At 72.3% G+C, this 12,375-nt stretch carries 9 protein-coding genes; 5 read left to right on the top strand and 4 right to left on the bottom strand.

Annotation, left to right across the window (positions count from 1 at the left end):
* Nucleotides 1–8: 8 nt before the first annotated feature.
* The 3 genes from AC1Q87_RS00655 to AC1Q87_RS00645 are packed head-to-tail and all read left to right on the top strand — an operon-like array spanning nt 9 to nt 3,924.
* Nucleotides 9–1,529: a carboxylesterase/lipase family protein gene (locus AC1Q87_RS00655; protein ID WP_492607112.1), complete on the top strand. Its 1,521-nt coding sequence runs from the start codon at nt 9–11 to the stop codon at nt 1,527–1,529.
* Nucleotides 1,530–1,549: 20 nt separating this feature from the next.
* Nucleotides 1,550–3,154, top strand: a complete 1,605-nt coding sequence (locus tag AC1Q87_RS00650; RefSeq protein WP_492607111.1) for a carboxylesterase/lipase family protein — start codon at nt 1,550–1,552, stop codon at nt 3,152–3,154.
* Nucleotides 3,155–3,159: 5 nt separating this feature from the next.
* Nucleotides 3,160–3,924: an alpha/beta hydrolase family protein gene (locus AC1Q87_RS00645; protein WP_492607110.1), complete on the top strand. Its 765-nt coding sequence runs from the start codon at nt 3,160–3,162 to the stop codon at nt 3,922–3,924.
* A 7-nt stretch (nt 3,925–3,931) separates the two neighbouring features.
* On the opposite strand, the gene AC1Q87_RS00640 is transcribed toward AC1Q87_RS00645, so the two are convergent.
* A complete protein-coding gene (locus AC1Q87_RS00640) occupies nt 3,932–4,930 on the bottom strand; it encodes an asparaginase (protein ID WP_492607109.1) in 999 nt (332 codons plus the stop codon).
* 185 nt (nt 4,931–5,115) lie between these two features.
* On the opposite strand from AC1Q87_RS00640, the gene AC1Q87_RS00635 reads away from it, so the two are divergent.
* Both AC1Q87_RS00635 and AC1Q87_RS00630 read left to right on the top strand, forming a co-directional pair.
* Nucleotides 5,116–5,310, top strand: a complete 195-nt coding sequence (locus AC1Q87_RS00635) for a hypothetical protein (RefSeq protein ID WP_492607108.1) — start codon at nt 5,116–5,118, stop codon at nt 5,308–5,310.
* A gap of 101 nt (nt 5,311–5,411) precedes the next feature.
* Entirely contained in the window at nt 5,412–5,624 is a 213-nt protein-coding gene (locus tag AC1Q87_RS00630; RefSeq protein ID WP_492607107.1) for a hypothetical protein, read from the top strand.
* A gap of 134 nt (nt 5,625–5,758) precedes the next feature.
* Here the strand turns inward: AC1Q87_RS00630 and nagE are convergent, their stop codons facing one another.
* Genes nagE through AC1Q87_RS00615 form a run of 3 tightly spaced genes read right to left on the bottom strand, consistent with a single transcriptional unit; the run spans nt 5,759 to nt 12,229 of the window.
* Nucleotides 5,759–7,438 (bottom strand): N-acetylglucosamine-specific PTS transporter subunit IIBC, encoded by a 1,680-nt coding sequence (gene nagE / locus AC1Q87_RS00625; protein WP_492607106.1) that lies wholly within the window; start codon nt 7,436–7,438, stop codon nt 5,759–5,761.
* On the bottom strand, nt 7,438–9,945 hold the full coding sequence (ptsP, locus tag AC1Q87_RS00620) for a phosphoenolpyruvate--protein phosphotransferase (protein WP_492607105.1): 2,508 nt from the start codon (nt 9,943–9,945) through the stop codon (nt 7,438–7,440). Before ptsP ends, nagE begins: the two co-directional genes overlap by 1 nt.
* Nucleotides 9,935–12,229, bottom strand: a complete 2,295-nt coding sequence (locus tag AC1Q87_RS00615; protein ID WP_492607104.1) for a family 20 glycosylhydrolase — start codon at nt 12,227–12,229, stop codon at nt 9,935–9,937. The genes ptsP and AC1Q87_RS00615 overlap by 11 nt, the downstream gene beginning before the upstream one ends.
* Nucleotides 12,230–12,375: the final 146 nt, after the last annotated feature.

Raw genomic sequence — 12,375 nt, 5'->3', positions numbered from 1 at the left:
AGACCGCGATGAGCGAGAGCACCGCCCCCGTCGCCACCGCCCACGGCCTAGTCCGCGGCCTGCGCAAGGCCGGCGTCAGCGTCTTCAAGGGTCTGCGCTACGGGGCCGACACCGGCGGCGGCGCCCGCTTCCGCCCGCCCCAGCCGCTCGCGCCCTGGACCGGTGTGCAGGACGCCTTCGACTTCGGTCCGCAATCGCCGCAGATGCGCAGCCCGCTCGCCGACAAGGGACCGATGAGCGAGGACTGCCTGCGGCTCAACATCTTCACCCCGGCCGCCGACGCCGCCGCCCGCCCGGTCATGGTCTGGTTCCACGGCGGCGGCTTCGAGGCCGGCTCCGGCTCGCAGAAGCTCTATGACGGCACCGCCCTGGCGCTGCGCGGCGACGTCGTCATGGTCAGCCTCAACCACCGCCTCAACGTCTTCGGCCACTGCTATCTCGGCGAGCGGCTGGGCGAGGCCTACGCCCAGGCCGGCAATGTCGGCTATCTCGACCTGATCGCAGCCCTGCGCTGGGTGCGCGAGAACATCGCCGCGTTCGGCGGCGACCCCGCCAACGTCACCATCTTCGGCCAGTCCGGCGGCGGCCGGAAGGTCAGTCTCTGCTACGCCGGCGAGGACGCCCGCGGCCTCTTCCAGCGCGGCGTCGTGCAGAGCGGCTCGCACCTGCGCGTCCAGGCGCCCGAGGAAGCCGCCCGTCTGACGAGCGCCCTGCTCGCCGCCCTCGACCTCGGCCCCGGCGACGCCGCCCGGCTGCTGGAGGTTCCGATGGACGCCCTCAGCGTCGCCCAGCTGAAGGTCATGCGCGAGACCCGCTCGCGCTTCTCGCCGGTGCTCGACGGCCTGGCGTTCAAGGACCACCCGTTCCTGCCGAACGCCCCGGCGATCTCGAACCATCTGCCGATGATGGTCGGGACCACCCGCACCGAGCTTTCCAACCAGCTCGGCTACGAGCCCGGCGCCTTCGAGCTCGACATGCCCGAGCTGCGCAAGCGGCTGGTCCGCCACGTCGGCGAGGCCGACGTCGAGGCCGCGATCGCCGAGTTCAGGACCAGCAACCCGGCCGCCTCGCCGTCCGAGCTCTACTTCCTGATCACCTCGGCCCGCGGCTACATCCTCGACCAGACGCTGATGGCGGAGCAGCGGGTCAAGGCCGGCGGCGCCCCGACCTATGTCTACCAGCTCACCTGGCGCTCGCCGGCCGAGGATGGCCGCCGCATCAGCCAGCACACCCTCGACCTGCCGTTCATGTTCGACAACGTCGCCGCCGCGCCGCACCTGACCGGGCCGCAGACCGACGACACCCGCGCCCTGGCCCAGGCCATGTCCGAGACCTGGCTCGCCTTCGCGCGCACCGGCGATCCGAACAACGCCGCCATCCCGGCCTGGACGCCCTACGACCTCGCGGATCGGCCGATGATGCTGTTCGACGTCCCGGCCCGCCTGGCCGACGACCCGTTCGCCGGCGAGCGCGCCTTCATGAGCCGCTTCCCGACCCAGCAGATGGGCAAGACCCTGCACCGCCAATAGTTCAGCCCGGAGGAAACGCCATGACCTCAGACCGCCGACAATTCCTCGCCGCGGGCGGCGCGGCCCTCGGCCTGGCCGCCGCCGGCCCCGTGCGCGCGGCCGAAGCCGACCTGTTCCCCATCGTCGAGACCGCCGAGGGCAAGCTGCGCGGCCTGGCCAGCGGCGGGATCAGCGTCTTCAAGGGCGTCCGCTACGGCGCCGACTCCGCCGGCGCCAACCGCTTCCGCCCGCCCCAGCCGGTCCAGCCCTGGAGCGGCGTGCGCGACGCCCTCGACTACGGCAACATCTCGCCGCAGATCCCCGGCAGCCGCCGCCACGCCTATGCCGACCTGATCCTCAACGACCTCCAGCCCAGCGGCATGGGCGAGGACTGCCTGGTCCTGAACCTCTGGACCCCCGACCCCAGCCGCCGCGCCAAACGCCCGGTCATCGTCCGCTTCCACGGCGGCGGCTTCTACGGCGGCTCCAGCAACAACCCCGGCGGCGACGGCGAGATGCTGTCGCGGTTCGGCGACTGCGTGGTGGTGACGGTCAACCACCGCCTCAGCGCGCTCGGCTACCTCTACCTCGGCGACGACGGCGAGTTCGCCGACTCCGGCGCGGCCGGCATCCAGGACCTCGTCGCCGCCCTGCAATGGGTGTCGCGCAACGTCGAGGCGTTCGGCGGCGATCCGAAACGGGTGCTGATCGTCGGCCAGTCGGGCGGCGGGGCCAAGGTCAGCCATCTGATGGGCATGCCCGGCGCCAAGGGCCTGTTCTCCAGCGCCGGGGTGATGAGCGGCTCGCGCCTCAACGCCATGACCCGCGAGGAGGCGCTCAAGGCCTCCGACCAGCTGCTGGCCCAGCTCGGCCTGCGCCGCGACCAGATCCGCGAGCTGCAGCAGGTCCCCTACACCACCCTGCTCGCCGCCCAGGCCCAGGTCGAAGCGGGCGACCGCGCCCGTGGCGAGGCCCCCCGCTCCTTCGCCCCGGTGCTCGGCGCGGCCATCCCGCACCATCCGTTCGCGCCGGGCGCGCCGGTCGAAAGCCGCGACGTGCCGCTGGTCGTCTCGACCGCCCTCGACGAGCGCGCCTATCGCGAAGTGAAGTTCGACATGACCTGGGAGGAGGTCCAGCAGCGACTCGAAAAGCGGGTCGGCAAGGACGCCCCGGCCCTGCTCGCCGCCTATCGCGACGAGGATCCCAAGGCCACGCCCTTCATCATCAACGCCCGCATCGTCAGCGACGGCTCGTTCCGGCTCGGCGCCGACATCATGCTGGAGCGGCGAGCCGCAGCCGGGGGCGCCAAGACTTGGTCCTACCTCTGGACCAGCCCTAGCCCGGCCTTCGGCGGCCGCTATGGCGCGGTGCACGGAATCGACGTCGCCTACTCGATGCACGACATCCGCTTCCCGTTGGCCGGCCCGACCGCCGACAACCTGCGGCTGGCCGACGAGATCGCCTCGGCCTGGGTGGCGCTGGCCGCCGCCGGCGATCCGAACAACCCCAAGACCCCTGCCTGGGCGCCCTACGACATGACCGACCGCACGACCCTGGTGTTCGGCCCGACCACCGCCGCCGTGAACGACCCGCGCCGCTACTTCCGCGAATACTGGGCCGCGCGCACCGCCGCCCGGTCGGCGTAACGGTCATGGAGTTCATCGCCGAGAAGAGCGCCGACGGCGTCACCCGCCGCGAATTCCGCCTGGAGGTCGCCGGCGACCTCGTCCCCGGCTGCCTCTGGCATCCGCAGGGCGCCGTGGGCGCCCGGCCGCTGATCCTGCTCGGTCACGGCGGCTCGCAGCACAAGAAGACCGCCAACATAGCCGAGGCCGCGACCAGCCACGCCCGCGAGCTCGGCTTCGCCACCCTGGCCATCGATGCCCCCGGCCACGGCGACCGCATCACCCGCGAGGAGGCCCAGGCCGCCCGCGCCGCCGCGCTCGAAGCCGGCCGCCGGGCGCGCGAAGGCGCCACCGCGCCGGCCCGGGTCTCGCGCATCCCCGGCAATGCGCCCAAGGCGGTCGCCGAATGGCGCGCGGCCCTCGCCGCCGTGCAACAGCTAGACGTCGTCGGCGACCATCACCGCGTCGGCTATTGGGGCGTCTCGATGGGAACCCGCTTCGGCGTCCCCTTCGTCGCGCAAGAGCCGAAGATCGCCTGCGCCATCTTCGGCCTGTTCGGGGTGTTTCCGGGCCTGGAGGACCACCGCGCCGCCGCCGCGCAGATCCACGTCCCGCTGATGTTCGTGTTCCAGTGGGACGACGAGCTGATGACCCGCCAGCAGGGCATGGACCTGTTCGACGCCTTCGGCTCGGCCGACAAGACTATGCACGTCAATCCGGGCGGCCACGTCGGCGTCCCGGCCCGCGAGCGCGAGGCCTGGCTGGCGTTCTGGAAACGCCACCTCAGCTGAAGGCCGCCTAGGCGCTGGCGCGGGCGAAGGTCGCGGCGATCTCCTCGCGGCTGGCGCCTGCCCCGAGCAGCAGGCTCAGCAGCAGCCGCGCCTTGCGCGCGTCCAGCACGCCGGCCCCGATCAGGCCGCGGCCCAGCAGGTCGATTTCGCCCCCGCCGTAGCCGTAGGTCTTCGTCAACGTCTCGCCCGCCCCGGCGCGCGTGGCCAGCACCACCGGGATCTTCGCGGCCAGCTCGCCCAGCGGTTCGACCATGCTGGACGGCGCGTGGCCGCCGCCGACCGCCTCGACCACCATCCCGGCCAGCGGCCCGCGGCTCAGGTCGTGCAGGCTCTGGAGGTCGCCGCCGAACACGATCGGCAGCACGGCCACCCGCGGCGGCGCGCCCTTCCAGGCGATCGTCGGCGAACGCTCGGCCGGACGGAACGCGATCCGCACCCGGTCCTCGACGACCCAGCCCAGCGGGCCGGCGGTCTCCGACCCGAACGCCGAGGTCTTGTGGGTATGGCGCTTGGCCACGTAGCGGGCGGCGTGCACCTCGTCGTTCATCACCGCCACCACGCCGAGGCCGCGGGCCGCCGGGCTGGCGGCGACGCGGATCGCCGCGGCGAGATTGGCCGGCCCTTCCGCGCCCGCCTTGGTCGGATCGCGCATCGCGCCGGTCACCACCACCGGTTCGGCCAGGTCCAGCAGCAGGTCGAGCAGATAGGCCGTCTCCTCCAGGGTGTCGGTGCCCTGGGTGACGACCACGCCGGCCGCGCCGCCCGCGACCGCGGCTCGGATCCGCTCGGCCAGGACGGCGATATCGGCGAAGCCGAGCTCGACGCTGGCGGCCTTCGACACCGTCTCGCCGGCGACCTGGGCCACCGCCGCCAGATGCGGGAGTCCGGCCAGTAGATCGTTCGCGTCCAGCTTGGGGACCACGCCGGAGCCCGCGCCGCCTTCCATGGAGATCGTGCCGCCCAGCGAGAAGAGCGTGATGCGCGGGCGTTGGGGGGCGGACTGCAAGAGGGACCTCGGGGGACAGGTGCTGAACGGCTCTCTTGGCGCGCTTGAGGCTGACGCGCCAGCCCTGATGCGTCGCCGCAGGACAAGACCCGATGCGCGCGGCTCGGCCCTCCGCGGCCGTCTTCGTCTGCTATGATGGACTATCGCTCCCCGGCCGCTCCAGGGCGGCGCCTCAGGACGATCCCATGCCGAGGGAACTGCACTACATCGGTCGCCAGGATCACGAGCCGATCGACGACGCCCGCCACTTCCACGTCTGCGCCCGCTGCGGCCAGCCGGTCGACAAGCGCGACCCTGGGGCGGTCGCCCGGCACGAGGCTCGCGGTCACGATCCGCCGCCCCGCGAGACCGCCGCTCCGCCGCCCTCGCCCGCCAACTGAAATAGGCACGCGCGATGTCGGCATCTTGCCGCCGCCCCGGGCAGGCCGTACTATTGAGGCCTCCCCCGATCATGCGCCGCAACCGCGGCGATCGGGGTCGTATGCGCATCTATTCCTTTTCCCTGGTCAATCATCTCGGCGAGCGGTTCGGCACGCGCACCGCGGCCTGCGCCGACGATGCGGCCGCCATCGCCCATGGCCGGAGCTTCGAGTCCGACGGCTATCCCGTCGAGGTCCACATCGAGGGCCGTCGCCTGGCGCTGTCATCGACGCCCTCCTGGAGCGCCGAGCCCTGGCTGCGCCACCTGCTCTGATCGGCATCGGCAGGTTAGCGGCCCCGAACCTGCCGATGGTGACGATAGACCCGCCTTTTCGGGCCTCTGAACCCGCCGCGCTGACCCTACCGTGAGTATTCCTGCAAGGCGCGGGCGGAAAATCTGCCGATAGCCTAGCTCGGACGCAGCAGAATCTGCACTTCTCCGCCCGGCAGCCGCGCCACGCCGCGCGCCCCGCGGGCCAGCAACAGCGCCTCGTCCAGCGCCGCCGGATCGACCAGCCGCGCGCAGACCCGGCCGGCCTTCAGCCCGGCCTCGACGACATTGCCCGCCCCGCCCAGGCCGGCCAGCCAGGGCCCGACGTCGAACGCCGCCTGGGGCGCGGCAACCGCCGGCGCCGCAAGGGTTTGCCCGCCGGCGATGGCGGCCCGGATCTCGCCCGCCACCTGGTCGGCGATCGGGCCCAGCACCACCTGCAGCGCCTTGTCCGAGGGCCGCACCATGCCGCGCGAGCCCAGGGCCTTCAGCGCCGCCTCGTCGACCGCGCACTGGTCGGCCACCACCAGCCGCAGCCGCGTCGTGCAGGCGTCGACCCCGATCAGGTTGCCCGCCCCGCCGAGCGCGACGACGAAGTCCTCGCCGCGCTTGCCGCTCAAGGGCCTGGCCGCCGCCGCCGCCGCGGGCTCGGCGTCGCGGCCGGGCGTCTTGAGGTCGAAGCGCGCGATCGCCCAGCGGAAGACCACGTAGTAGAGCGCGAAGTACGCCGCCCCGATCGGCAGCAAATACAACGGGTTGGTCGCCTTTCCGAAGTTCAGCGCATAGTCGAAGAAGCCGGCCGAGAACCCGAAGCCGAGCTTCACGTCGAGCAGGCCCATGACGATGAACGACAGCCCGGTCAGCAGCGCGTGGATCGCGTAGAGCACCGGCGCCAGGAACATGAAGCTGAACTCGATCGGCTCGGTCACCCCGGTCAGGAAGGTGGTCAGCGCCATCGAGCCGAGCATCCCGCCCACCGCCTTGCGCCGGTGCGGCGGCGCGGCGTGATACATCGCCAGGCACGCCGCCGGCAGCCCGAACATCATCACCGGGAAGAATCCGGCCATGAAGGACCCGGCGCTCGGATCGCCGGCGAAGAACCGGTTCAGGTCTCCCGTCGCGCCGTGGAAATCGCCGACGATGAACCAGGCGATGTTGTTGAGGATGTGGTGGAGCCCGGTGATGATCAGCGCCCGGTTCAGCACCCCGTAGATGAACAGCCCCGCCTCGCCCGAGCCGACGATGGCCCGGCTCGCCGCGTCCATCCCGGCGTCGAGGCCCTCATAGGTGAAGCCGACCAGCGCCCCGAGGATCAGGCCGGCCAGTCCGGCGACGATCGGCACGAACCGCCGGCCGCCGAAAAAGGCGAGATATTCCGGCAGCTTGACGTTCGAAAACCGGTTGTAGAACTGCCCGCCGATCAGCCCCGATAGGATGCCGATCGGCACCGAGACCTTGGCGATCGCCTTCTCCTTGAAGGCCGCCGTGGCTAGGCCCACGGCGTCGCCGGCCATGCCCTTCAGCACGTCGGGCGGTACGTGCAACAGCACCTCGGCGCTGCGCGTGGCGATCAGAAAGCAGACCACCCCGGCCAGGCCGGCCGCGCCGTTGTTGTCCCGCGCCAGCCCCACCGCCACGCCGGCCGCGAACAGCAGGCCGAGGTTGGCGAAGATCGCCTCGCCCGCCGCGGCCATGAACGGCACGTCGAGCAGGTCGGGCTGGCCCAGCCGCAGCAGTAGGCCGGCGGCCGGCAGCACGGCGATGGGCAGCATCAGCGCCCGTCCGAGGGACTGCAGCGCTTCGAGGGGCGAGGCCATCAGGCTTCTCCGGTCAGGAAGGTGTTCGACAGGGCGCGCACCGCCTCAGCCGACGGTTCGTCCAGCGCCTTGCGAGCGAGGTCGGCGCAGGCCTGCGGCGACAGGGTGCGGATCAGGGCCTTGGCCTCGGGAATCGCCGCCGAGGGCATCGAGAGCTCGCTGACCCCCAGGCCGATCAGGATCGGTACGGCCGCGAGGTCGCCGGCCAGGCCGCCGCAGACCCCGGTCCAGAGGGCGTGCTTGCGGCCGCCTTCGCTGGCCTGGGCGATCATCCGCAGCACCGCCGGATGCAGGGCGTCGATCTCTCCGGCCAGGTCGGGATTGCCGCGGTCCATGGCCAGCGCGTACTGGGTCAGGTCGTTGGTGCCGACCGAGAGGAAGTCGGCTTCGGCGGCCAGCAGGTCGGCGATCGCCGCCGCCGCCGGGGTCTCGATCATCACTCCGAGATCGGAGCGACCGACCCGGCCCATCTCGCGCCGGGCCTCGTCCAGGGCGGCGCGCACGGCGCGCAACTCCGACAGGCTGGCGACCATCGGGACCATGATCTTGGCGTGCGGCGCGCCGCGCAGGATGGCCCGCAACTGGGTCTTCAGCACGTGCGGACGACGCATCAGCACCCGCACGCCGCGCACCCCCAGGGCCGGATTTTCTTCAGGCCCGATAGGCAGATAGCTCGCTGTCTTGTCACCGCCGACATCGAGCAGGCGGATGATCAGCGGCCGCCCGCCGATCGCCGCGGCGATGGCGCCGTAGCGCTCAGCCTGCTCGTCCTCGTCGGGCGCGGTCTCGCGTTCCAGGAACAGGAACTCGGTGCGCAGCAGGCCGCAGCCTTCCGCGCCGGCGGCTTCGGCCGCCTCAGCGTCGGCGACCGAACCAAGGTTCGCATAGACCTTGATGCGCGTGCCGTCGGCCATGCGGCAGTCCTCGCGCGAGGCGAGCCGGGCGGCCGCCCTGCGCTCGGCGCGAACCGCCAGCGTGGTCTGCGCCGCCTCCAGCGCCTTGGCGTCCGGCGCGACGTGCAGCAGGCCGGCGTCGGCGTCGAGGATCAGACTGGTCCCCTCATTGATCGCCGCCACGCCCTCCCCGGCCGCCACCACCGCCGGCACGCCCATCGAGGCGGCGAGAATGGCGACGTGCGAGGTCGGCCCGCCCCTGGCCGTACAGATGCCCGCCAACCGGCCGGCGTCCAGGCCCATCAGCTGCGAGGGCAGCAGTTCCTCGGCCAGCAGGATCGCTCCGGGCGGCAGGTCGGGCCCGCGGTCCTCCTCGCCGGCCAGCACCAGCAGCACCCGCCGCTCAAGGTCCAGCAGGTCGTCGACGCGCTCGGCGATGCGCCGGTCGCCCAGGCCGCGCAGCGCCTCGACATAGGCCCCGATGGCCGCGCGCCACGCATAGCCGGCGCTCTTTCCCTCGCCGATCAGCCGCGCGGCCTGGCCGGTCAGCTCGGGATCTTCGAGAAACGCCGCGTGCGCGCCGAGGATCGCGCGCCGCGCCTGGCCCTCGCCGCTCTCGGCCTCGCGGGCGATGCGGCCGGCGACGGCGGCGATCGCCGCGTCCAGGGCCGCACGCTCGTGCGCCGCGCCCTGGCCGGTTTCCACGACGGCCAGCTCCTCGACGAACAGCCGCACGGCCTTGCCGACCGCCAGTCCGGGCGAGGCCATGACGCCCTTCAGCTGCGCCAGGCCCGCCCGCCTGGCAGGCGCGCTCTCGGGCGTCGGCGCGGCAGCCGCCTTGCGGATCGGCGCGCCCTCGCCCATGCCGCCTTCGATCAGTTCGGCCAGCGCCTCCAGCGCCGCGGCCGCATCGGGGCCGGCGGCGGCCAGGGTGGCGCTGTCGCCGTGGCGCAGGCCCAGCGACATGATCCCCACCGGACTGCGAGCGTTGGCGCGGCGGTTGAGCGCCAGCAGCGAGACCTCGGCCTGGAAGCGCTTGGCGACTTCCGCCACCCGCGCCGCCGGCCGTGCGTGCAGCCCGTGGACCAGCGGCACGACGATGGCGCGGGTCAGCTCCGGGCCGGCCACAGCGGCTGTCTCCACGACGCCCGCAGGCGCCGACAAGGTCAGTAAGGGTTCCCCGACCTTGACCGCAGTCCCGGTGGTCCGCGCCGCGATCGTGCGCCCGGCCGCGTCGGTGACGACGATCGGCGTGATCAGGCTCTTGGCGCCCTCGGCCAGCACCGCCAGGTCGAAGGAGATCAGCCGCTCGCCGGCCCGAACCGCCTGGCCCTCGACGACGTGGGCCTCAAAGCCCCTCCCGCCCAGAGTCACGGTGTCGAGCCCGACATGCATCAGAAGCTCCACCCCGCCCTCGGCCCGCAGGCTTACGGCATGGCGCGCGGCGTGGACCGAGATGACCACCCCGTCGCACGGCGCGTGCAGCACCGAGCCGGTCGGGTCGATGGCGGCGCCGTCGCCCAGCATAGCCTGCGCGAACACCGGATCGGGAACCTCCGCGAGCGGCGCGGCCCAGCCGTCGAGCGGCGCAAGCAGGATCAGGTCAGCGGACATCGGCGCCTCCCGCGACCAGGGTGACCCGGTCGATCACCCACATCGGCTCGACGGCCTTCTGGGTGAAGGTGAAGCAGAGGTCCTGCGGTCCCGCCGCGCCGGCGATCTTGCCCGTCAGGACAGTAACGCCCTGCGAGCGGGTCGCCGGGGCCAGCGGCAGGGTGGCGACCACCGCGCCCTGGCAGGAGCCCTGGCGGATCTCCAGCTCGCCCTCGGGCGTCGCCGGCGGCCGGAACTTGATCTTCTCGATGTCCTTGCCGATCTGGAAATTGAACGGGATCTGGCCGACCGCGACCTCGATCTGCGAGACCCCGGCCAGGTCGGCGCCTTCGTAGAGCCAGCAGGGGCTGAGGATATCGACCAGGAAGCGGGCCCGCTCGCCCTGGATCGGGGCGTCGTCCTCGAGGTTCAGCACCAGCGCCCCGTGGCAGCTCTTCAGCTCCTGGCTGGCGCGCGTGCGGATGCTGCGCGCGTCGACGGCGATGTCGGACGCCGCCGCCAGCGGCTGGCCGCCGCGGAACGCCTGGGCCCGGATGCGGGTCCCCAGCGGCGTCTCGAACGGACCGCTGTAGAGCGTCGCGCCGGCGCCGGGCGCCGAGCCGTCCAACGTGTAGCGGATCTCGCCGACCTGCTCGGCGCCCAGCAGCGAGACGCGGGCCCCGGCGCCCTGCGGCGCGCTCAGGGCCCGCACCTTCAGCGGGGTCTCGTCGAAGGTCAGGCCCAGCGCGCGATAGCGGCCGAGTTCGGCCGGCAGGCGGTCGGCGAAGCTCTTCCAGTCCTTGTTCGCGGGCGGCGACCAGGCGGTCTCGGCGACCGCCGCGACACGCGGGAACAGCATCTTGGAGACCCGCTCCTCGGTCCGAGCGTGCTCGGTCCAGATGTTGCCCTGCATGCCCAGCACGTGTCGCTGCTCGTCGGGATTGAGCGCCGCCGGCATCGGCTCGTAGTCGTAGACGTCCTTCAGCGTCACCACCCCGCCTCGGCCCGGCGGCTCGTCTGGCGCGGCGCTCTGGCGGTAGTTCAGGTACATCATCGGCTCGGGGCTGAGGATCGTGTCGTGACCCAGCTTGGCGGCGATGATCGCCCCGTCGATCCCGCGCCAGGACGTCACCGTCGCCGTCTCCGCGACGCCACCCTCGAGGATCTCGTCCCAACCGATCAGCCGGCGGCCCTTGGCGTGCAGCATCTGCTCGACGCGCGAGATGAACCAGCCCTGGAGCTGGCGCTCGCTGGCGATATGGAGCTCCTTCATCCGCGCCTGCACGGCGGGATTGGTCTTCCACTGGTCCTTCACCGCCTCGTCGCCGCCGACGTGGACGTAGGTCCCCGGGAACAAGGCCACAACCTCGGTCAGCACATCGTCGAGGAAGGCGAAGGTCTGCTCATCGACATTGTAGAGATACGGGAAGACGCCCCAGTCCGAGGACGTCGCGGTCGGCGGCGTGGCGGCCGAACCCAGCTGCGGATAGGCGACGATCGGCGCATGAGCGTGGCCCGGCGTCTCGATCTCCGGGACGATGGTCACGTGCCGGGCGGCGGCATAGGCGACGATGTCGCGGACCTGATCCTGGGTGTAGTAGCCGCCGATGACCCGCGGCTTGCCGGTCTTGGGATCGATGTCGGCCGCGGCGGCCGGGCCAGCCGGCACGCGCCAGGCGCCGATTTCGGTCAGCTTCGGATACTTCTTGATCTCCAGACGCCAGCCCTGATCGTCGGTCAGGTGCCAGTGCAGGGTGTTGAGCTTGGCCAGCGCCATGCGGTCGATCAGGCCCTTCACATAGTCGACGCTCTGGAAGTGGCGGGCGCTGTCGAGCATCACCCCGCGCCAGCCGAACCGCGGCGCGTCGTCGATCTGGCGGGCCCAGATCACGGCCGGTCCCTTGCCGGCTTCGGCGGTCGCCAGCTGCCAGGCGCTGACGGCGCCGTAGAACAGCCCCGCGTCGCCGGCCGAGGCGATGGTGATGCGCTGAACGCCGACGTCCAGCTTGTAGGCTTCGCCGGACGGTCCCTGGCGGCTGAGCACGATCGCCCGCTCGCCGGTCTTGGGGGCGCGGATCGCGAGCTTCAGCCCACGGCCGCGCTCCAGGAGATCGGCCAGGTATCTGGCGCTGGCCAGGGCCTGGCCGTCATCGGCCGGGACGCTGATCACCGTGCGCGCGTCGAGCTGGAAGGCCCCTTCGCGGGGCGTGTCGGACACCGGCGCGGGAATGATCGGGGCGGCGGCGAACGCGGTCCCGGCGACCATCGCCGCGGCGGCCGTGGCCAGGAGTAGAGAACGGATCATCGGCCGGACTCGCACAAAAATAAGGGCGGAGCGGCAAGCCGCCCCGCCCAGTGGCCTCGACGAGGCGGGGTTCGGGGGAATCTCGGCGCGGCGGGTCATCATGGACGCATCCTGTACCGGCCGAGGCGGGAAGCGAAGGCGCGGAC

It is taken from the genome of Phenylobacterium sp. GW823-FHT02A09, from assembly GCF_058797775.1.
The sequence above is the reverse complement of the archived record's forward strand: the minus strand, read 5'-3'. Positions and strand labels throughout refer to the sequence as shown.

Excerpts from the sequence above, each read along its gene's own strand:
- AC1Q87_RS00655 (WP_492607112.1), top strand. The coding sequence starts at position 9 with ATGAGCGAGAGCACCGCCCCCGTCGCCACCGCCCACGGCCTAGTCCGC.
- AC1Q87_RS00650 (WP_492607111.1), top strand. The coding sequence starts at position 1,550 with ATGACCTCAGACCGCCGACAATTCCTCGCCGCGGGCGGCGCGGCCCTC.
- AC1Q87_RS00645 (WP_492607110.1), top strand. The coding sequence starts at position 3,160 with ATGGAGTTCATCGCCGAGAAGAGCGCCGACGGCGTCACCCGCCGCGAA.
- AC1Q87_RS00635 (WP_492607108.1), top strand. The coding sequence starts at position 5,116 with ATGCCGAGGGAACTGCACTACATCGGTCGCCAGGATCACGAGCCGATC.
- AC1Q87_RS00630 (WP_492607107.1), top strand. The coding sequence starts at position 5,412 with ATGCGCATCTATTCCTTTTCCCTGGTCAATCATCTCGGCGAGCGGTTC.
- nagE (WP_492607106.1), bottom strand. The coding sequence starts at position 7,438 with ATGGCCTCGCCCCTCGAAGCGCTGCAGTCCCTCGGACGGGCGCTGATG.
- ptsP (WP_492607105.1), bottom strand. The coding sequence starts at position 9,945 with ATGTCCGCTGACCTGATCCTGCTTGCGCCGCTCGACGGCTGGGCCGCG.
- AC1Q87_RS00615 (WP_492607104.1), bottom strand. The coding sequence starts at position 12,229 with ATGATCCGTTCTCTACTCCTGGCCACGGCCGCCGCGGCGATGGTCGCC.